This is a genomic window from Camelimonas abortus (genome assembly GCF_042432745.1).
Lineage (GTDB): Bacteria > Pseudomonadota > Alphaproteobacteria > Rhizobiales > Beijerinckiaceae > Camelimonas > Camelimonas abortus.
Map to the genome: position 1 here is coordinate 1,882,851 of NZ_JBHLWR010000006.1, position 19,273 is coordinate 1,902,123.

The following is a 19,273-nucleotide window of genomic DNA, read 5'->3' on the forward strand; positions in this document are numbered from 1 at the left end:
TTTTCGCAAGTGACGGCGGGGATCCCGCGCCCCGGGCGGCTCCTTCGCGATTTCCGGACGGATGCTGAATGACTCGCGTTACCCAAGCGCAGACCATGCCGGCCACCGCGGGCGCCATCGCCGCGCGCCCGGGCGGGAGCCGCGAGCGCCTCACCGAACGCCTCATCGTGCGCCTCATCCTGCGCCTCATGGCGCGCGCCCTGGAGCGCCTGGCTGCCGCCGCGCGGGCCATGCGCCCGGGACCGCTGGCGCTGGCCGCGCTGACGCTGGCCGCGGCCGTGGCGCCGGCTTTCGCCGCATTTACGGACGCCCGGGCGCGCACGGCGCCGGCCAGCGCCGCGCTGGCGTCGCTGCCGCCTTCGGCAGGGCAGGTGCTCTCCGTGCAGGAATGGGGCGAGGGCCCGCATGCCGGCCAGCGCATCACCTTCTCGGCCGGCGAGCCGTTCCGCAACCAGCTGCTGGTCACCGCCGGCCCTGCGCCATCGCCGAAACAGACGGCCGCGGAGCTGCGGGACATGTTTCCGGGGATCGGCATGGCGGTGGTTCCGGGGCGCACCGTGCGCAGCGCGCTGGGCCCGCTGAAACTGGCGATCGGCGCGCCCTCTGACGGCGGACGCTGCCTTTACGCCTGGGGCCAGGCCAGCGCCCTGGCCGGCCTCGCCGGGGGGCGCGCGCCCGTCACGGTGCGCCTGCGCCTGTGCAGCCGCGCCGCCTCGCTGGACCAGCTGGCCGACATCGCGCGACAGCTGGCGCCCGGCGACGGCGACGGCGACAGCGGCGTGAGCGGCCTGCCGCCAGTCCGCCAGGCGCCGCCCTTCATCCCGGAGCGGGCGATCGCGGAGGAGGCGTTCATCCCGGCGACGGCGACCCAGGTGGCGCAGTGGTCCGGCGGGCGCGGCGGTCCGCTGCTCGGCCGCGGACCGCTGCTGGGCCGCGGGCCGCTGCTTGACCGGCGGGGCGGCAATCCGGGCGGCATCATCGGCCTGCTGCGCGGCTACCGCCGCACCGATCCCATCACCACCGGCCCCAACGTGCGCAAGCGCGCGGCGCCGGCGCGGACGCGCCGGCCCGCCGCCGCCGCCCAGACGCGCCGCGCCAGCAAGCCGGCCGCGCGCGCCAGCAGGCCCGTCCGGCAGGACGACACGCCGCGCGACGCCATGGAAAGGCGCCCCGCGACGGCGCAGCCGCCGGCGCCTCCGCCCGGCTATCAGGCCCCTGGCGGCGCCCGTTATCTCGGACCCACGCCCGGCGCGACTCCCGTGGCGCCGGAGGGGCCAAAGGCCGGAGCGGTCCCCGCTTCGCCGCTGGTCAACACCCCGCCGGTGCCGCGCCCGCCCCAGCCCGGAACGATGGTCGCGCCGACGCCAACGCCGGCGCCCGCCGCGCCGCAGCCCTCAATCCATGGCCTTGATCCGTCGCTGCCCGCCCGGGCGCTGCGCGGCCCCGGCGGCTAGGCGCGCCGGCGGCGCGCATGAGCCCCGTACGCGCGCGGCTCCGGCCGCGCCCCGGGCGGCCCGGTTGCGGCGCAGGGGCGGATCAGTCCGGCCGCGCGCCCTTCCCGTCCAGATAGGTGACGATCCGATCGACGCTGGCGCGGATGTCCATCGCCAGCGCGTCCCGGGCAGCCTCCGGGTCGCGGCGCCCCAGGGCGTCGATGATCAGGAGATGGGCGTGGCGCTGGCGCGGGGCGCGGGGCGGATAGTCCCGGAAGGCGTTCATGGTCGGCCCGCACTGCAGCCACAGGTTCTCAACCAGATGCAGCAGCACCGGCATGCGGGCCATGCCGCACAGGGCGTGATGAAAGCGCCCGTTCACCGCCAACATGCCAGCGGCGTCGCCGCGCTCGGTGGCGTCGCACAGGGCGTCATGAATGGCCTGCAGGCGCGCCACTTCCTCGGGGGTGGCGGTGAGAGCCGCGCGGGCGGCGACCTCCCCTTCCAGCAGGATGCGCACTTCGGAGATGTCGCGGTAGCGGGCGGCGTCCATCACCGGCACGCGCACCGAGCGGCGGTCGATCTGGAACAGCGCCTGCTCGGACACGAGCCGGCCGAGCGCCTCACGGATCGGCGTGGCGCTGATCCCGAGCTCGGCGCTCACTTCTTTCAGCTTTATTTTCTGCCCTGGCTTGTACCGACCGGCCATCAGCTGCCTGCGAAAGTGCCTGTAGGCCTGCATGGCGAGGCTTTCGGTGCGGACTCCTCCCTGGCGGGCCGTTTCCATATCCATGGCGACGCTTGCTGGCTTTTATATATTTTATAGAAGATGCAAATTCTCTCGCCAGGTTCAAGCAAAAAGAACGCAGGACAGGTTTAACAGCGGTCCGCGCGCGCCCCTGCGCCTGCGCAGACAGGCGCAGACGCGGTCATTTCACCGGCGAGGCCGCCGGCCAGGGAAGGGCGTTTCATCAGGCGGCGCCGCAATACGCGCGGCCCCCGGCGGCCGGCCGGAACATCCCGGGCCAGGACTGGCGCTGACGCCGTGACGGCGACGAAAGGACGACAGAAAAACACCCGGCCTGCGGGGCAGACCGGGCGGCGATTCGCATCACGGCGACTGGCGCGCGACCGGGCGGAGCGCTCCGGCCGCAGGCGGCGTGCGCAACCGGACGGATCAGCGACGGCGGAAGTTGCCGCCGCGCTGCGGCGGACGGCCGCCGGGACCGCCGGGACGCTCATCCTTGTGGCGGTAGACGAGGCGCGCCTTTTCGAGATCGTAGGGCGACATTTCGACGGTCACCCGGTCGCCGGCGAGCGTCTTGATGCGGTTACGCTTCATCCGCCCGGCGGTGTAGGCGATGACTTCATGGCCGCCGTCCAGCTGGACGCGGAAGCGGGCGTCCGGCAGGATCTCGGTCACGAGACCTTCAAATTCGATCAGTTCTTCCTTGGCCATACAGGTTCTCGCATCATCTGGGCGGCGCTCCGCCCCTCGCATCCGCCCGGAACCGGCCTGACGGCGCATGCAAACGACATTGACGATCTGACGGGCGGCGGAGCCGTCGCGGCGCGCCATGACAGGGCTGCGGGGCGGCGGCGGGCGGTTCCGCGCCATCGGAGCGTGCCTGCGCCTGCAGCATGCGCGACAGATGGCGACGCCCTCGTGCTCGCCGCTTATATGGCGCAGATCGCGCGCGATATAAAGGGCCTGCAAGAGGCGTGCGGATAAAATATCCGGCCTGTGGCGGGCCGGGCTCCCTGGAAATTTGGCGAATGCGCCTGTAGGGGGACGCCGGACGCGCAAGCGCGGGCGCCGGCGCGCGCCCCTTCGCGCCCCGCAGCGCCTTCGCGCCCTGCCCGCGGGACCTGGAGTCCCAATGCCACCCGGGCATGACGGCGTGGTGCTGGAGCGGAAGCGGGCGCCGGCATGCGGACGCGCCTGCCGGAGGCGGAGACCGGCGCCGCGCTGCGGAGCCGCGGCGCAGCGCTCGAGGCGCAGGAGCAGCGGCCATGGCGCGGCCCGGACCATTTCCGCGCAGGCGGGAGCCGCGCGACACAGCCGGAACCAACGCCGCCGGCTCCCGCCGGTCCGGGCGCCAGCGCCGGGCGCCCTCCCCGCCCTGTAACCCGCCAGCCGGTGTGGGGACCGACATGCGAGGGGCGGCCCAGGACGGCGGCGCCGGACGGCGAGGTCCACCATTCGCGCGGCCCGTGCAGCGGGGAGCGCTGACGGCGGGAGACCCGTCGCCAGGACCGCGACGCCCTGGCGTTAATGGTCCAGCTTTTCCTGCGCCGGCGTCCCGTCTCCCCCGGCCGTTCGCCCGGCGCGCTCCTCCGGCCAGGAATGCGCGCCCTGGTCCCGTCAGCCCTGGCGCGCAGCCGGATCCTGGCGCGCGGCCGGATCCTGGCGCGCGGCCAGGAAACATGCGGGCGAGGGCCACGCCCCAGGCCGTCACGCCCCGGGACTGACCCGGGCGTCCATGCCCTCCGGAACGGCGCCGGGTGATGGCGCCGGCCGCACGCGACGCCCGCCTCATGCGCGACCCCGGGCCGCCCGGCCACATCAGACCGGGCGCCAGGCCCGTTGCGTCCCGGACATACGGCCCCGCCCGCTCCGCGCGTCCCCGCCCAGACCCTGCGCCGGCCCCGCGGCGGCCATGAGCGGATCAGCTGCGTCCGGTCGCGGCGCCAGCTCCGGCCGCGCCAGAACGACAGGACCGGCGACATGGCGCGCCGGTCCTGTCCGCCAGGCGAGAGCGCCTGCCCGCGCAAGCGGGCGTGAAGTCAGGCTGACTGCAGACTTCCCGCCGCCGGCTTGCCGGTGCGCCGGTCAATCTCGACCTCGAACGCCACCTTCTGCCCCTCAACCAGACCTCTCATGCCCGCCCGCTCAAGAGCGGTGGCGTGGACGAACACGTCCTTGCCGCCAGAGTCCGGCTGGATGAAGCCATATCCTTTCTGTTCATTGTACCATTTGACGGTGCCAGTCTGCATTCGTGGTCCTTTCGATCCATCTGCGGCAAAAACCACCGTCGGCGGGCGAACATGACCATTAACAGCCCAACAAACAGGCGGCCGCACGACGTAGACAATACTGCGACAACCAAAACTGACCGTCACGATCAGCATGTATTTTTTAGAATCATATCCGCCACAATTCAAGCAATATTTTGTATAACGACGCGCAATACTTTGCCAGCCAGAGCGGGGCGCGGCGGCGCCGGCGCCGGGCCATGCGCCGGCGTTTCTTGCCCCCTGGCCAAACGCTTGCTAGAGCCACCCTGGGAAATGGCCGGCGGAAGCCCGTGCGGGCGGCGCCGCGTCCGGCAGGAGGGATGGCATGACGTTCCGAAAGACGCTCGCAGTTACTTTCGCCGCCCTGGCGCTGCTGGCCGGGAAAGCTTACGCGCAGCAGCCGGAGCTCTCCGGGGAGGTGCGCGTCGGCGAGCTGAACTCCTATTCAACCCTGCCCTCCTTCACGGAGCCCTATCGCAAGGGCTGGCAGCTGGCGGTGGAGGAGATCAACGCTTCCGGCGGGATTAACGGCCAGAAGCTGGTGGTGATCTCCCGCGACGACGGCGGCAAGCCGGCCGAGGCGCTCACCGTGGCCAACGAGCTGGTCTCCCGCGAAAAGGCGGTGATGCTGGTGGGCGGCTTCTTCTCCAACGTCGGCCTCGCCCTCAGCGACTTCGCGAAGCAGAAGAAGATCGTCTACATGGCCGCCGAGCCGCTCACCGACGCCATGGTCTGGGAGCGCGGCGACAGGCACACGTTCCGCCTGCGCGCCTCCAACTACATGCAGGCCAGCATGCTGGCCGAGGAGGCCGCGAAACTGCCGGCGAAACGCTGGGCGGTGATCGCCCCCAACTATGAGTACGGCCAGTCGGCCGTCGCCGTGTTCAGGAAGCTGCTGTCGGAAAAGCGCCCGGACATCGAATGGGTGGCCGAGCAGTGGCCCCCCCAGGGCAAGATCGACGCAGGTCCGGTGGTCCAGGCCATCCTCGCCGCGAAGCCTGACGCGATTCTCAACGTCACCTTCGGTCCGGACCTGGTGAAGCTGGTGCGCGAGGGCAACGCCCGCGGCCTGTTCCGCGACAGGGCCGTCGTCAGCTTCCTCACCGGCGAGCCGGAATATCTCGATCCCCTGAAGGACGAGGCCCCCCAGGGCTGGATCGTCACCGGCTATCCCTGGTACGACATCCGCACGCCCGAACACGACGCCTTCCTCAAGGCCTACCAGGCCCGCTTCAACGACTATCCGCGCCTCGGCTCGGTCATCGGCTACAGCGCCATGCACGCGGCGGCCGCCATGCTGCGCAAGGCCGGCTCCACCGAGACCGGGAAGCTGATCGAGGCCGGCCGCGGCCTGCAGGTCGTCACGCCGTTCGGCCCCATCGTCTTCCGGCCGGCGGACCACCAGTCGACGCTCGGCGCCTATGTCGGCGTCACCGGCGTGCGCGACGGCCGCGGCGTGATGCTCAACCCGCAGTACCGCAAGGGCGAGGACTACCTGCCGTCCGAAGCCGAGGCGGCGAAGCTGCGCCCGGCCGACTGAGCCTCGCGCCGCGGCGCCCGGCGGCCACGACAACGCCACGACAACGCCTGTACTGAAGCGGGGACCGGCGATCATGAGCTTCTGGCTCGCCCAGTTTCTGACAGGACTGGCAAGCGCCGCCTCGCTGTTTCTGGTGGCGTCGGGCCTGTCGATCATTTTTGGCGTCACGCGGGTGGTGAACTTCGCCCACGGCGCCTTCTACATGCTTGGCGCCTATGTGGCCTGGTCGCTCACCGAGCGGCTGGAGGGCGCCGCAGGCTGGTGGGCCGGCGTGCTGCTGGCGGCGGCGCTGGTGGCGCTGGCCGGGGCGATGGTGGAGGTGCTGGCGCTGCGCCGCATCTATCACGCGCCGGAGCTGTTCCAGCTGCTGGCCACCTTCGGCGTCACCCTGATCGCCGCCGACCTGGTCGTGATGCTGTGGGGGCCGGACGAGCTGGTGGGCAGGCGCGCGCCGGGCCTCACCGGCTCGGTGGAGATCGCCGGCCAGATGATCCCCGCCTGGGACCTGTTCCTGATCGTGCTGGGGCCGGCGACCCTGGCCGGCCTGTGGCTGCTGTTCAACCGCACGCGCTGGGGCGTGCTGGTGCGCGCCGCCACCCAGGACCGGGAGATGGCCGCCGCGCTCGGCGTCAATGAAAAATGGCTGTTCACCGGCGTGTTCACGCTGGGAGCCTTTCTCGCCGCCCTGGCCGGCGCGCTGCAGCTGCCGCGCGAATCGGTCAACCACCACATGGACATGCGCATCATTGTCGACGCCTTCGTGGTGGTGGTGATCGGCGGGCTCGGCAGCATTCCCGGCGCCTTCGTCGCGGCGGTGCTGGTGGCGCTGCTCAACGCCTTCGGCATCCTGCTGTTTCCGAAAATCTCCCTGGTGATCATCTTCCTGGTGATGGCGGCGACGCTGGCGGCGCGGCCGTGGGGGCTGCTGGGCCGGCCGCAGGCGGCGCAGCGCGGAGCCGGCGAGGCGCCGGCGCGGCCGTGGCGGCCGCTGGGCGCGCCCGGGCGGCTGGCCATGGCGGCGGCGCTCGCCCTCGCCGCCGCCCTGCCCTTCGTGGCCGGCGACTATCTGCTGGTCGCCGCCACGGAGACGCTGGCGTTCGCCATTCTCGCGGTCAGCCTGCACTTCCTGCTGTCGGTGGCGGGGGTGGCGTCCTTTGGCCACGCCGCCTTCTTCGGCCTCGGCGCCTATGCGGTGGCGCTGGCGGTGAAGGCGCTGGGTTCCGGCATGCCGGCGGCGCTGGCGCTGGGGCTGCTGGCGGGCCTCGCCGGGGCGGCCGTGTTCGCCCTCGCCGCCATCCGCCTGTCCGGCGTCTACCTCGCCATGCTGACCCTGGCCTTCGCCCAGATCCTGTGGTCCATCGCCTTCCAGTGGGTGGAGGTCACCGGCGGCGACAACGGCGTTCTGGGCCTGTGGCCGGAAGGCTTCGCCAGCGAGCCGGCCGGGTTTTACTGGCTCACCCTCGCCATCGCCACGGCGGTGACCGGCGTGACGCGCGCGCTCATTTTCGCGCCCTTCGGCTACGCGCTGCGCGCGACGCGCGATTCCGACGCGCGCGCCGCCACCATCGGCCTGCGCCCCGGCCTCATGCGCTGGCTCGCCTTCGTGGTGGCCGGCGCGGGGGCCGGGCTGGCCGGGGCGCTGTTCGCCTTCCTCAAGGGCTCGGTGTTTCCGGACGTGCTCGGCATTCCGGTGTCGGTCGACGCGCTGGTGATGGCGCTGCTGGGCGGCGTGCAGACCACGCTGGGACCGCTGGTCGGCGCCGTCGCCTGGAAGGCGCTCTCCATCTGGCTGCTCAGCCAGACGCAGTGGTCGAAACTCGCCCTGGGAATCATTATCCTGTGCGTGGTTCTGGTCTTTCCGGGCGGGCTGGCGGGCGTGGCGGGCCAGTGGCGCGACCGGCGGCGCGCGCGGGGCGCGGCTCCCGCGGACAGGGGAGAGACTGCATGACCGGCGCGGCGCTGCTGCAGGCGCAGGGCCTGTGCAAGGGCTGGGGCGGCGTGCGCGCCGTGGACGACGTCAGCTTTACGGTGCGCGCGGGCGAGATCGTGGCGCTGATCGGCCCCAACGGCGCCGGCAAGAGCACCTGTTTCAACCTCATCAACGGCCAGCTGAAGCCTGACTCCGGCCGCGTGCTGCTGGCCGGGCGCGACATGACCGGCGCCAGCCCGGCGGACATGTTCCGCGCCGGCGTCGGCCGCACCTTCCAGGTGGCGGCCGTGTTCCGCTCCATGACGGTGCGGGAGAACGTGCAGACGGCGCTGGCCTCGGCGCGCCGGCGGAGCCTGCTTCCCTGGGGCGCCGGCCGCGACTTCGCCCGCGCCGGAGCGGAGCGGCTGCTGGCCCTCGCCGGCATGGCCGGCCACGCGGACCGCCCGGCGGCGGAGCTGGCCTATGGCGACGTGAAGCGCCTGGAGCTGGCCATCGCCCTCGCCGGGACGCCGCGGCTGCTGCTGATGGACGAGCCCGCCGCCGGCATGTCGCTGGCCGACCGGGCGGCGCTGATGCAGACGGTGAGCCGCCTCGTCCGCGAACAGGGAATTGGCGTCCTGTTCACCGAACATGACATGGAGGCGGTGTTCGCCCACGCCGACCGCATCCTGGTGCTGGACCGCGGCCGGCTGATCGCCAGCGGCGCGCCGGACGCGGTGCGCGCCAGTCCCGCCGTCCGCGCCGCCTATCTGGGCGACGGCGCGCTGTTCGCCCCCGGCGGAACCCAAGGAGACGCGCATGTCCGACCTGACGCAGGATGACGGCGCCCCCGCCGCGACGCCGGCCGCGCCCGCAGCCGCCGCCCGCGACGACGCCAGTCCCGACCCCGCCGCGGAGCGGCAGGGCCTGGTGGTGGAGCGGCTCAACGCCTGGTACGGCCAGGCGCACGCCCTGCGCGACGTCAGCCTCACGGTGGGACCGGGCGAGGCCGTCGTGCTGCTCGGACGCAACGGCGCCGGCAAGACCACGACGCTGCGCGCCATCATGGGCCTCACCCGGCGCAGCGCCGTGCGGCTCAGTTTCCGCGGCGCGGACATCGCGCCGCTGCCCGCCTTCGCCATCGCCCGCCGCGGCCTCGGCTACGTGCCCGAGGACCGGCGCATTTTCACCGACCTCACCCTGGACGAAAATCTGGAGGCCGGCCGCCAGCCGCCGCGCCCCGGCGCGCCGCAGTGGACGCCGGAGCGGCTGTTCGCGCTGTTTCCCAACCTCGGGCGCATGCGCGACCGGCCGGGCGGGGCGATGAGCGGCGGCGAGCAGCAGATGCTGGCCATCGCCCGCACGCTGATGGGCAACCCTTACATGGTGCTGCTCGACGAGCCCGGCGAAGGACTCGCCCCGCGGCTGGTGGAGGAGATGGCCATGGCCCTGCTGCAGCTGAAGCGCGAAGGGCTTGGCCTGCTGGTGGCCGAACAGAACCTGGCCTTCGCCCGCTTCCTCGCCGATCGGGTGCATGTGCTGGCCAGCGGCGAAACCCGCTTTTCCGGAACCATGGCCGGGCTGGACGCCGATCCGGCGCGGCGCGACGCGCTGCTGGCCGTGTGAGCGAAGCGCCTGGGGGGAAATTTTCGCCATGCGGACGGCCGCTGGCTGGAACGTCTCTATTTTACATCCCAAATGAAACTTTCATTTATTTGCACGGGTGATGGCGGGAAATTATTGAGTCCGGCCCTTCGCCTGTGCTACCCCACCCGGCGAAGGGCGCCGCCCGCGGCGCGGAGGCCGGCGCGCGCGAGACGCCGGCGTGTCATTCTGTACGTGGATGAGAGATGAGCAATTTCTATACGGAAAACGTCCTTGCCGTTCGCCACTGGAACGACACGCTGTTCAGTTTCCGCACCACCCGCAATCCCGGCCTGCGGTTCCGCAGCGGCGAGTTCGTGATGATCGGCCTGATGCAGGACAACGGCCGTCCGCTGCTGCGCGCCTATTCCATCGCCAGCCCCAATTACGACCCTGAGCTGGAGTTTTATTCGATCAAGGTGCCGGACGGGCCGCTCACCTCGCGCCTGCAGCACCTGCAGCCGGGGGACGAGATCGTCGTCGGCCGCAAGCCCACCGGCACGCTGGTGCTGGACAATCTGGAGAACGGCCGGAACCTGTACCTGCTCTCCACCGGCACCGGCATCGCGCCCTTCGCCAGCCTGATCCGCGACCCGGAGATTTACGGCCGCTATGACCGGGTGGTGCTGACCCATGGCTGCCGTTTCGTCTCCGAACTGGCCTATGGCGAGCAGCTGGTGCAGTCGGTGCTGGAGGACGAGTTTCTCGGCGAGGATGCGCGCGCCAAGCTGCTGTACTACCCCACGGTCACCCGCGAGCCGTTCCGCAACACCGGCCGCCTCACCCATCTGATGGAGAGCGGCAAGCTCTACGCCGACCTTGGCCTCGATCCGCTGTCGGCGGAGGAAGACCGGGCGATGATCTGCGGCAGCGAGCACATGCTGGCCGACCTGAAGGCCCTGCTGCTGGCCGCCGGCTTCACCGAGGGCAACAACGCCGAGGCCGGACAGTTCGTGGTGGAGAAGGCCTTCGTGGAGAAGTGACCTGAACCGGGCGGCCGGAGCCCCTTCCCCGGCGAACGGCGGGAGCCGCGCGCCCCGGCGGCCCCCCACGGGCGTCACGACGGCGACGGGCGAAGGGATGTTCCTTCGCCTTTCCTGTTCCGGGGCGCATCGCCGCCCATGGCGGCGACCGCCGGAAACGCTCCCGCAAACCGGGCGACGCCCCGCGCGCGAAGCGCCCGGACGGCGCAGCCGCCGGCGCCGCAAGGCGCCCCCCACGCGAAAGGCCGCGCGAACCGCGTCCGCCCTGCGCGGCGCAGCCGCCGGCCGGCCGCCCGGCGTCACGCCCGGAGCGCGGCGCGCATCCGCCCCTTCGCCTCCTCATATTGTCCGGCCAGTTCCGCGACCAGCTCCGCCACGGACTGCACTTTCGTCACGCCGGACACCGAATGGCCGGCGCTGCGGATGTCCACCCAGCGTCTGGGGCCGGGCGCCGGCGCGCCGCCGCCGAACATCTCGCGCGCCGTCTGCGGCGTCACCTGCTCGTCGAGCCGGTCCGGATCAAGTCCGGCGGCGATGATCGACGGGCGCAGCATGCTGGTGGGCAGGCCGGTGAACGCCTTCGTCAACACGACGTCGTCCATGTCCGAATCAACCAGCATCTGGCGGTAGGCGTCGTCGGCCATGCTCTCGCGCGTGCCGATGAAGCGCGTGCCCATATAGGCGAGATCGCAGCCCAGCGTCTCGGCGGCGAGCAGCGCGGCGCCGTCGGTGACGCCGCCGGCCAGCACCAGCGGCCCGTCGAACATCGCCCGCACCGCCCGCACGAAGGCGAAGCCGTTCATCCATCCGGTCTGGCCGCCGGCCCCGGCGGTGAGCAGCACCAGGCCGTCGGCGCCGGCCTCCAGCGCCTTCTCCGCGTGCTTCAGCGTGGCCACGTCCGCCAGCACCAGCGCGCCCACGTCGTGCAGCGGCTTCACCACCGCCGCCGGCGAGCCCACCGAGGTGATGACCATCTCCACCCGGTTGCGCGTCAGGCAGGCGAGATCCTCCTGCAGCCGCGGCTGGCGGATGATGAGGTTGGGGCACCAGGGCGCGTACGGGCCGTCGCCTTCGCGCACGCGGGCGGCGATCTCCTTCAGCCAGGCGTCGAGCTGCTCCGCGGAACGGGCGTTGGCGGTGGGAAACGACCCCACCACCCCGGCGCGGCAGGCGGCGACCACCAGATCCGGCCCGGAGACGCGCAGCATCGGCGCGGCGATGACCGGAACGGCCAGCCGGCCGCGAATCGCGGGATCCAGCATCGGTCAGCCCACCATGCGCTGCTGGCCGGCCCAGTAGCGGGCGCGCAGCACCTTCTTGTCCACCTTGCCCACGGCGGTCACCGGCAGCTGGTCGACGAACTCCACGCTCTTGGGGGCGTGAGGGCCGCCCTTCTTCTCCTTCACCAGCGCGACCAGCTCCTGTTCCGCGACGTCGGCGCCGGGCCTGAGCACGACCAGCGCCTTCACCGCCTCGCCCCACTTGCTGTCGGGCACGCCGATCACCGCCGCCATGGCCACCGCCGGATGGCTGGTGAGCACGTCCTCCACCTCGCGCGGATAGACGTTGAAGCCGCCGGTGACGATCATGTCCTTGGCGCGGTCGACAATGTAGAGGTAGCCGCGCTCATCGGCGCGGGCCACGTCGCCGGTGTGCAGCCAGCCGTGGCGGAAGGCTTCCTCCGTCTGCTCCGGCCGTTTCCAGTAATGGCCCATCACCTGCGGGGCGCGCACGCAGATCTCGCCGGGCTCGCCCACGGGCACGGGCTCGCCGTCGCCGTCGAGCAGCGTCACCTGGCAGCTGGACAGCGGGAAGCCGCAGGAGGCGAACAGCTCCGGACGCCTGCGGTCGTGGTCGGCCTTCGACAGCACCGATATGGGATAGCATTCCGACTGGCCGTAGAGCTGCGCGAACACGGGGCCGACGCGCTCCAGCGCCTCCTCCAGCCGCGTCGGCGACATGGGCGACGCGCCGTAAAGCACATATTCCAGCGACGACAGGTCCGTCCGGTCGAGCCGCGGATGGTCGAGCAGCACGTAGATCATCGTCGGCACGAACAGGGTGAAATTGACGCGCTGCTTCTCGATGGTCTCCAGCACCCGCTCGGGATCGAAGCCGCGCATCAGCGTGACCGAGCCGCCGCGCAGCAGCGTGGGGATCACCTTGGTGCCGGCCACATGGCTGATGGGCGCCACCGCCAGATAGCGCGGCGTCTGCGGCAGCTCGAAATCCGCCAGGATGCCGTTGGTGATCGCCGCGGCGCTGGCGTGGTCGCGCCACACGCCCTTGGACTTGCCGGTGGTGCCGCCGGTGTAGCCGATGACGCAGGAATCGTCGGGCCGGGCGAGATCACGCGCCGTCGTCGCGCCCGCGGCGGCGGCCGCGGCCATCAGGTCGACGCCATAGCCGGCGTTGCCGATGGTCAGCACGTGCCGCACGCCCGCCGCCTTCGCCGCCAGCTCGGCGCCGCGCGCGGCGTAGGTCTCGGCGTCCACCACCAGCACGCGAATGTCGGCGTCGGCCAGCTGGTCGAGATGATCCTCCAGCGAGCCCAGCGGGTGCAGCGGCGTGGTGCACAGCGCCGAGGCCTGGGCGGCCATGGTGAGGCACCAGGTCTCCCAGCGGTTGGAGGTCAGCACCGCCACGCCGGCGCCGCGCGGCAGGCCGAGCCCGGCCAGCACCGCCTGCATGCGTCCCATCATGTCGCGCACATGGGCGAAGGTGATTCCGCCCTGGTCGGTGACGAAGGCGATGCGGTCCGGATAGCGCGTCAGCGCGCGCAGCACCTGCGCGCCGACAGTCGGCGGCGTCTGAAGACAGCTCATGTTTCCCTCCCCCGCGGACGCCGGTTCGCCCGGCCCGCCCTGCGTTTTCCGAAAGTTGTCGCCTGGACGGCCGGGCATGGCAACCGCCTTGCGCGCGCGTCCGGCGGAAGCCGGCGAAGCGAAGACGCGGCCGCGCCGGCGTGCCACAATGGATCGCGACAGAGCTGACAGGGAGGATGGGAGAGCGGGCATGATCATCCAGCTGGACCGCATTGACGTCGCCGTCGCCGACGTGGCGGCGGCCGCCGCAGACTACGCCGCGCTGTTCGGTTTTCCGGCCATGGAGACGGGCCCTGGCCACGCCCGCTTCCGCCTGGCCAATGTGGACGTGCTGCTGCTGCCGGCGACGGGGGCCGCCGGCCTGGCCGGCCTCGCCTTCGGCGTCGCCTCGCTGGAGCGGGCGGCGCGGCTGCTGGGCAATCGCGACGTCGCCTTCACGCGCGTCGACGGCCCCGACGGCCCCGCCCTCCGCATCGGCCCGGAGCATGGCCAGGGCGCGCCGGCGCTGCTGGAGGAGAAGCCGGCGCGCGACACCCGCCGCGAGGCCGCCCCCGCCCTCGCCGGCGCGGCCGCCGTCACGGGCGTGGACCATGTGGTGTTCCGCTCCGCCAGCCTGCGGCGGGCCATGGCCTTCTGGGGCGCGCAGATGGGGCTCGACCTGCGCTTCAGCCGCCATTTCGAGCGCATGGGCGCGCGGGTGACGCTGTTCCGCTGCGGCGACATGAAGATCGAGATCGCCTCGCGCGAGGACCCGGCGAAGGCGGAGGCGCCGGACGAAGCCTGGGGCGTCTCGTGGCGCGCCGGCGACATTGCGGCGCTGAACGCGCGCCTGGCGCAGGAGGGGTTCGACGTCTCCGAAGTCCGCCGCGGGCTGCAGCCGGGCACGCAGGTGTTCACCATCCGCAACCGCACCCACGGGGTGGCGACCATCGCCATCGGCGCCGGCGAGGACGCCGCCGGCTGAGCCGCAGCCCCGACTGCGGCACGACGGCGCGACCGCCCCCCGCGGCGGCGACCGCGCCCCCCGGAATGGCGGCGGGTCTTCCCCGTTCTTCACAGCCGGCGGCGCGGCGCGCGGGGCGGTCCGCGGCGGTCGCCATGCGCCGCCTTTGCATGCGTCAACTTGCGCCGGCGCGACGCCGGGGCGGGACGATTATTGTCAAGCAAGTGTTAGATAGATATAGGACTTCCACCGGCGGCGGGGCGATCCTGCCCGCCTCACGCTACCCGCAATCCGGCCCGGGCGCGCGATCCTGACGGTCGCTTCGCCGGCCACAGACAGGAAATGCACCGTGAACGAGTTTCTCGCCAATGAGCCCGAAGACGTCGCGATGTTCCGCGAGACGGCGCGCCGTTTCTTCGAGCGTGAATGCGCGCCGCACGTCGACCGCTGGGAGGAGCAGGGCATCGTCGACCGTGACATCTGGTACAAGGCGGGCGAGTACGGCCTGCTCTGCGCCTCGATTCCGGAAGAGTACGGCGGCGCCGGCGGCACCTTCCTGCACGAGAAGGTTCTGGTCGAGGAGCAGGTGAAGGCCGGCGTCGGCGGCTGGGGCAACTCGGTGCACTCGGGCATCCTGGCGCACTACGTCCTCGGCTACGGCAATGAGGAGCAGAAGCAGCGCTGGCTGCCGAAGATGGCCAGCGGCGAGCTGGTGGGCGCCATCGCCATGACCGAGCCGGGCGCCGGCTCCGACCTGCAGGGCGTGAAGACCACCGCCCGCCGCGAGGGCGACGAATACGTCATCAACGGCCAGAAGACCTTCATCACCAACGGCCAGACCGCCAACCTGATCTGCGTGGTCGCCAAGACCGACCCCACCCAGGGCGCCAAGGGCATCTCGCTGATCATGGTGGAGACGGACAAGGTCCAGGGCTTCCGCCGCGGCCGCAACCTCGACAAGATCGGCCAGCACGCCGCCGACACCTCTGAGCTGTTCTTTGACGACGTGCGCGTGCCGGTGGCCAACCGCCTCGGCGAGCGCGAGGGCATGGGCTTCATCCACCTCATGCAGCAGCTGCCGCAGGAGCGCCTGATCATCGCCGTGCAGGCGGTGGCCTCCATGGAGCGCGCCTATGAGCTGACCTCGGCCTACGTCAAGGAGCGCAAGGCGTTCGGCAAGACCATCGCCGACTTCCAGAACACCCGCTTCAAGCTGGCCGAAGTGAAGACCCACGCCCGCGTCGCCCGCGCCTTCGTCGAGCACTGCACGGCGCTGGTGCTGGAGAAGAAGCTGGACGTCGAGACCGTCGCCATGGCCAAGTGGTGGACCACCGACACCCAGGGCAAGGTGCTCGACGAGTGCCTGCAGCTGTTCGGCGGCTACGGCTACATGCGCGAATATCCGATCTCCCGCATGTGGACCGACGCGCGCATCCAGCGCATCTACGGCGGCGCCAACGAGATCATGAAAGAGCTGATCGGCCGCAACATCTGACTGCGCGACGGGGGCGGAAAGGTTCAGGCGAAGAGCGTAAAGCCGGCCTGACGGGAGGCCCGCCCCCGCCCGCGGAGCATCCGGCGACGGCGCCCCCTCGCGCCGTCCGGCCCGGATGCGCGGCCCCGGGGCCCCGCGCCCGCGGGGCCGGTCAGGCCAGGACGGCGCAGGAGGCGCGCGCCCCTGCCCCCTGGCGATCGCGGCGACGCGACGGCGAGGCCATGGCCCCGCGCGCCGCCGCAGCCGCGCCCGGCGACGGCCGGACGCCACGCCCGACGCGCCCCCCCTTCGCGCCGGCGCAAGAAAGAAAGTCTTCGCTCCCTGACATGGTCAGGCTGCGAACGGGAGAGACCCCAGGACCGGCCGCGCATCGCTGCCTGCCCCTTCGCCGTCGCCCTGCGCGCGGCGTTGCGGCCGCATGACTCCTGCCCGGGTTCTCCGGACCGGCGCAGCAAGACACGCCAGTCCGGCGACGGGCGGCGATCCAGAGGGAACGATGAAAACCTTGAAACAGCGCCTCCTCGGCGCCCTGTGCGCGCTCGCCCTTGCGGCGCCTGCTTTCACGACCCAGGCCGAGGCTGAAGCCGGCAGGGTCTCCGACGACGTCATCCGCATCGTGGTGATGAACGACCAGTCGTCGGCCTATTCCGACACCTCCGGCAAGGGTTCGGTGGTGGCCGCGCAGCTCGCCATCGAGGACCATAACAAGATCGCCGCCGGCAAGCCGGTGGAGCTCATCTCCGTCGACCACCAGCTCAAGGTGGACGTGGCGCTGGCCCATGCCCGCAAGCTGATCGACCAGGACCGGGTCGACGCGTTCATGGACCTCGCCAATTCCGGCGTGTCCCTTGCCATCCAGCAGCTGGCCCGCGAAAACGACAAGATCGCCATTCACGTCGGCAGCGCCCACGCCGACCTGTACGGCAAGGCCTGCTCGCCCAACGGCGCGCTGTGGCTGTACGACAGCTATTCGCTGGCCAAGGGCCTCGCCAAGGCGCTGCTCGACAAGGACCATGACAGGTGGTTCCTGCTCACCGCCGACTACGCCTTCGGCCACGCCATGCAGGAGGACATGAGCCGCACCCTGCTGGAGAACGGCGGCAAGATCGTCGGCGCGGTGCGCGCCCCCATCGCCACCACCGACTACTCCTCCTACCTGATGCAGGCCATGGGCCAGGACGCCAACGTGCTCGCCCTGCTCAACGCCGGCGCCGACACCACCAACTCCATCAAGCAGGCGGCCGAATTCGGCGTCGCCGCCAGGGGCGTGAAGCTGGCCGTGCCGATCTTCACCGTCATCAACGCCCACGGCATCGGTCCGGAGCTGGCCCAGGGCGCCGTGTTCCTCGCCGGCTACTACTGGGACGCCGACGATGAATCGCGCGCCTTCGCCAAACGTTACGCCGAGCGCATGGGCCGCCCGCCGGCCCACACCCAGGCGGCGGTGTACAGCGCCGTCTCCCACTACCTGAAGGCCATTGACGCCGCCGGCTCCGACGACGCCAAAACCGTCATGGCCAAGATGCGCGAGCTGCCGATCAACGACTTCATGACGAAGAACGGCCGCCTGCGCGAGGACGGCCGCGTGATCCGCGACATGCTGCTGCTCGAGGTGAAGGCGCCCTCCGAGGTGAAGTCGGAGTGGGACCTGGCGAAGGTGATCCGCACCGTGCCGGGCGACGAGATGATCCGCCCGCTGGATGAAGGCGGCTGCGACCTCGTGAAGAAGTGACGGCGCAAGGCGCGGCGGCCCTCCGCCGCGCCGGCCGCTCCGCCGGAGCGGCCCTTCCCCCCGCAATACCGGGCGCGCGGCCGCCGCAGGCGCGCCGCCCGCGCCCGCCACCGCCGCCAGCGCATGACCGCAAGGCCCGCGCCGCCCGGCAGGAAGTCGAGTCATGACCCATCCGTCGATCCACGCAAAGCGCACCCCGGACAAGCCCGCCTACATCATGGCCTCGACGGGCGAGACCGTCACTTACGCCCAGCTCGAGGCGCGCTCCAACCAGGTGGCGCACCTGTTCCGCTCCCTTGGCCTGCAGGCCCAGGACCATGTGGCCTGGATGCTGGAGAACAGCGCCCGTTTCTATGAGGTGGCGTTCGGCGCCCAGCGCTCCGGCCTGTATCACACCGCCATCTCCACCCACCTGCAGCCGGACGAGATCGCCTATATCGTCGGCGACTGCGGGGCGAAGGTGTTCATCACCTCGGTGAAGTTCGCCGACCGCGCCGAAGAACTGCGACAGAAGCTCGCCCCCGACACGGTGTGCTTCATGATCGGCGGCGTGGCGCCGGGCTACCGCTCCTTCGAGGAGGCGGTGAAGGACATGCCGGTCACGCCGATCGCCGACGAGGTGACCGGCCACGACATGCTCTATTCCTCCGGCACTACCGGCAAGCCGAAGGGCGTGAAGAAACCGTTCGAAAACGCCCCGATCACGAAGCTGGTCGGCTTCCTGCACACGCTGATCGGCGAGATGTGCGGCGCGGACGAGAACACCGTCTACCTGTCGCCGGCGCCGCTGTATCACGCCGCGCCCATGCGCTTTAACATGATGATCATGTGCTACGGCGGCACCTCGATCATCATGGAGAAGTTCGACGCGGAGGAATTCCTGCGCCTGGTAGAGAAGTACAGGGTCACCTTCTCGCAGCTGGTGCCGACCATGTTCATCCGCATGCTCAAGCTGCCGGAGGAGGCGCGCAGGAAATACGACGTCTCATCGCTGAAGGCGGCGGTGCACGCGGCGGCCCCCTGCCCGGCCGACGTCAAGAAGGCGATGATCGACTGGTGGGGCCCGATCATCATCGAGTACTACGCCGGCTCCGAGGCCAACGGCATCACCCTCATCACCTCGCAGGAAGCGCTGGAGCGCCCCGGCTCCGTCGGCCGCGCCATTGTCGGCGAGGTCAGGATCGTCGGCGAGGACGGCGAGGAGGAGGCCCACGGCGACATCGGCATGGTGTATTTCGCCAACGGCCCGAAGTTCGAGTACCACAACGATCCGGAGAAGACCCGCAACGCCTATAATGAGAAGGGCTGGTCGACGCTGGGCGACGTGGGCTACCTCGACAGGGACGGCTACCTCTACCTGACGGACCGCAAGTCCTACATGATCATCTCCGGCGGCGTGAACATCTATCCGCAGGAGACCGAGGACGTGCTCATCGGCCATCCGGCCGTGTTCGACGCCGCGGTGTTCGGCGTGCCGAACCCGGAAATGGGCGAGGAGGTGAAGGCGGTGGTGCAGCCGGCCCCGGGCTACGAGGCCAGCCCGGAGCTGGCGGCGGAGCTGATCGCCTACTGCCGCTCGAAGCTTTCGCCGATCAAGTGCCCGAAGTCGATCGATTTCGATCCGGAGCTGCCGCGCACGCCCACCGGCAAGCTGATGAAGCGCATCGTCCGCGACCGGTACTGGCCGAAAGACGCAAAGGGTCCGGCGGCCGTCGCACGGTAATGCGCCGCGCCGCTGCGCGTAAAACCGT

Annotated in this window: 15 protein-coding genes; 10 read left to right on the forward strand and 5 right to left on the reverse strand. The window is 71.2% G+C overall.

Annotation, left to right across the window (positions count from 1 at the left end; genetic code table 11):
• Window positions 1-68: 68 nt before the first annotated feature.
• A complete protein-coding gene (bcsN, locus tag ACFFJB_RS10415) occupies window positions 69-1,454 on the forward strand; it encodes a cellulose biosynthesis protein BcsN (protein ID WP_376831286.1) in 1,386 nt (461 codons plus the stop codon).
• Window positions 1,455-1,536: 82 nt separating this feature from the next.
• Here bcsN and ACFFJB_RS10420 read toward each other — a convergent pair whose 3' ends face one another.
• The 3 genes from ACFFJB_RS10420 to ACFFJB_RS10430 all read right to left on the reverse strand — a co-directional run bounded on the left by ACFFJB_RS10420 (window position 1,537) and on the right by ACFFJB_RS10430 (window position 4,430).
• The gene (locus ACFFJB_RS10420) at window positions 1,537-2,226 is read right to left on the reverse strand and encodes a GntR family transcriptional regulator (RefSeq protein ID WP_376831287.1); all 690 of its coding nucleotides are present in this window, start codon (window positions 2,224-2,226) and stop codon (window positions 1,537-1,539) included.
• A gap of 384 nt (window positions 2,227-2,610) precedes the next feature.
• On the reverse strand, window positions 2,611-2,892 hold the full coding sequence (infA, locus tag ACFFJB_RS10425) for a translation initiation factor IF-1 (RefSeq protein WP_376831288.1): 282 nt from the start codon (window positions 2,890-2,892) through the stop codon (window positions 2,611-2,613).
• Window positions 2,893-4,220: 1,328 nt separating this feature from the next.
• Window positions 4,221-4,430, reverse strand: coding sequence for a cold-shock protein (locus ACFFJB_RS10430; protein ID WP_376831289.1), 210 nt, complete (start codon window positions 4,428-4,430; stop codon window positions 4,221-4,223).
• 346 nt (window positions 4,431-4,776) lie between these two features.
• Between ACFFJB_RS10430 and ACFFJB_RS10435 the strand changes: the two genes are divergently transcribed.
• The 5 genes from ACFFJB_RS10435 (at window position 4,777) to ACFFJB_RS10455 (ending at window position 10,527) form a co-directional block, all read left to right on the forward strand.
• Entirely contained in the window at window positions 4,777-5,991 is a 1,215-nt protein-coding gene (locus ACFFJB_RS10435) for an ABC transporter substrate-binding protein (RefSeq protein WP_376831290.1), read from the forward strand.
• 73 nt (window positions 5,992-6,064) lie between these two features.
• The gene (locus ACFFJB_RS10440; protein ID WP_376831291.1) at window positions 6,065-7,939 is read left to right on the forward strand and encodes an ABC transporter permease; all 1,875 of its coding nucleotides are present in this window, start codon (window positions 6,065-6,067) and stop codon (window positions 7,937-7,939) included.
• Window positions 7,936-8,742 carry an ABC transporter ATP-binding protein gene (locus ACFFJB_RS10445; protein ID WP_376831292.1) on the forward strand — a complete coding sequence of 269 codons (807 nt, stop codon included), beginning with the start codon at window positions 7,936-7,938 and terminating at the stop codon, window positions 8,740-8,742. Before ACFFJB_RS10440 ends, ACFFJB_RS10445 begins: the two co-directional genes overlap by 4 nt.
• Window positions 8,720-9,526 carry an ABC transporter ATP-binding protein gene (locus tag ACFFJB_RS10450; RefSeq protein ID WP_376831293.1) on the forward strand — a complete coding sequence of 269 codons (807 nt, stop codon included), beginning with the start codon at window positions 8,720-8,722 and terminating at the stop codon, window positions 9,524-9,526. The genes ACFFJB_RS10445 and ACFFJB_RS10450 overlap by 23 nt, the downstream gene beginning before the upstream one ends.
• A 224-nt stretch (window positions 9,527-9,750) precedes the next feature.
• Window positions 9,751-10,527: a ferredoxin--NADP reductase gene (locus ACFFJB_RS10455; protein ID WP_376831294.1), complete on the forward strand. Its 777-nt coding sequence runs from the start codon at window positions 9,751-9,753 to the stop codon at window positions 10,525-10,527.
• A 299-nt stretch (window positions 10,528-10,826) separates the two neighbouring features.
• Here the strand turns inward: ACFFJB_RS10455 and ACFFJB_RS10460 are convergent, their stop codons facing one another.
• Window positions 10,827-11,789, reverse strand: a complete 963-nt coding sequence (locus ACFFJB_RS10460) for an NAD(P)H-dependent flavin oxidoreductase (protein ID WP_376831295.1) — start codon at window positions 11,787-11,789, stop codon at window positions 10,827-10,829.
• Between the two features lie 3 nt (window positions 11,790-11,792).
• Window positions 11,793-13,352, reverse strand: coding sequence for an AMP-binding protein (locus tag ACFFJB_RS10465; protein WP_376831296.1), 1,560 nt, complete (start codon window positions 13,350-13,352; stop codon window positions 11,793-11,795).
• A 190-nt stretch (window positions 13,353-13,542) separates the two neighbouring features.
• Between ACFFJB_RS10465 and ACFFJB_RS10470 the strand changes: the two genes are divergently transcribed.
• The 4 genes from ACFFJB_RS10470 to ACFFJB_RS10485 all read left to right on the forward strand — a co-directional run bounded on the left by ACFFJB_RS10470 (window position 13,543) and on the right by ACFFJB_RS10485 (window position 19,245).
• Complete coding sequence (locus ACFFJB_RS10470; protein ID WP_376831297.1) at window positions 13,543-14,316, forward strand: VOC family protein; 774 nt, start codon at window positions 13,543-13,545, stop codon at window positions 14,314-14,316.
• Window positions 14,317-14,683: 367 nt separating this feature from the next.
• On the forward strand, window positions 14,684-15,790 hold the full coding sequence (locus tag ACFFJB_RS10475; RefSeq protein WP_376832646.1) for an acyl-CoA dehydrogenase family protein: 1,107 nt from the start codon (window positions 14,684-14,686) through the stop codon (window positions 15,788-15,790).
• Window positions 15,791-16,295: 505 nt separating this feature from the next.
• On the forward strand, window positions 16,296-17,522 hold the full coding sequence (locus ACFFJB_RS10480; protein WP_376831298.1) for an ABC transporter substrate-binding protein: 1,227 nt from the start codon (window positions 16,296-16,298) through the stop codon (window positions 17,520-17,522).
• 163 nt (window positions 17,523-17,685) lie between these two features.
• A complete protein-coding gene (locus tag ACFFJB_RS10485; RefSeq protein ID WP_376831299.1) occupies window positions 17,686-19,245 on the forward strand; it encodes an acyl-CoA synthetase in 1,560 nt (519 codons plus the stop codon).
• Window positions 19,246-19,273 lie beyond the last annotated feature (28 nt).

Coding starts and splice junctions, on each gene's coding strand:
- bcsN (WP_376831286.1), top strand. CDS start 69: ATGACTCGCGTTACCCAAGCGCAGACCATGCCGGCCACCGCGGGCGCC.
- ACFFJB_RS10420 (WP_376831287.1), bottom strand. CDS start 2,226: ATGGATATGGAAACGGCCCGCCAGGGAGGAGTCCGCACCGAAAGCCTC.
- infA (WP_376831288.1), bottom strand. CDS start 2,892: ATGGCCAAGGAAGAACTGATCGAATTTGAAGGTCTCGTGACCGAGATC.
- ACFFJB_RS10430 (WP_376831289.1), bottom strand. CDS start 4,430: ATGCAGACTGGCACCGTCAAATGGTACAATGAACAGAAAGGATATGGC.
- ACFFJB_RS10435 (WP_376831290.1), top strand. CDS start 4,777: ATGACGTTCCGAAAGACGCTCGCAGTTACTTTCGCCGCCCTGGCGCTG.
- ACFFJB_RS10440 (WP_376831291.1), top strand. CDS start 6,065: ATGAGCTTCTGGCTCGCCCAGTTTCTGACAGGACTGGCAAGCGCCGCC.
- ACFFJB_RS10445 (WP_376831292.1), top strand. CDS start 7,936: ATGACCGGCGCGGCGCTGCTGCAGGCGCAGGGCCTGTGCAAGGGCTGG.
- ACFFJB_RS10450 (WP_376831293.1), top strand. CDS start 8,720: ATGTCCGACCTGACGCAGGATGACGGCGCCCCCGCCGCGACGCCGGCC.
- ACFFJB_RS10455 (WP_376831294.1), top strand. CDS start 9,751: ATGAGCAATTTCTATACGGAAAACGTCCTTGCCGTTCGCCACTGGAAC.
- ACFFJB_RS10460 (WP_376831295.1), bottom strand. CDS start 11,789: ATGCTGGATCCCGCGATTCGCGGCCGGCTGGCCGTTCCGGTCATCGCC.
- ACFFJB_RS10465 (WP_376831296.1), bottom strand. CDS start 13,352: ATGAGCTGTCTTCAGACGCCGCCGACTGTCGGCGCGCAGGTGCTGCGC.
- ACFFJB_RS10470 (WP_376831297.1), top strand. CDS start 13,543: ATGATCATCCAGCTGGACCGCATTGACGTCGCCGTCGCCGACGTGGCG.
- ACFFJB_RS10475 (WP_376832646.1), top strand. CDS start 14,684: ATGTTCCGCGAGACGGCGCGCCGTTTCTTCGAGCGTGAATGCGCGCCG.
- ACFFJB_RS10485 (WP_376831299.1), top strand. CDS start 17,686: ATGACCCATCCGTCGATCCACGCAAAGCGCACCCCGGACAAGCCCGCC.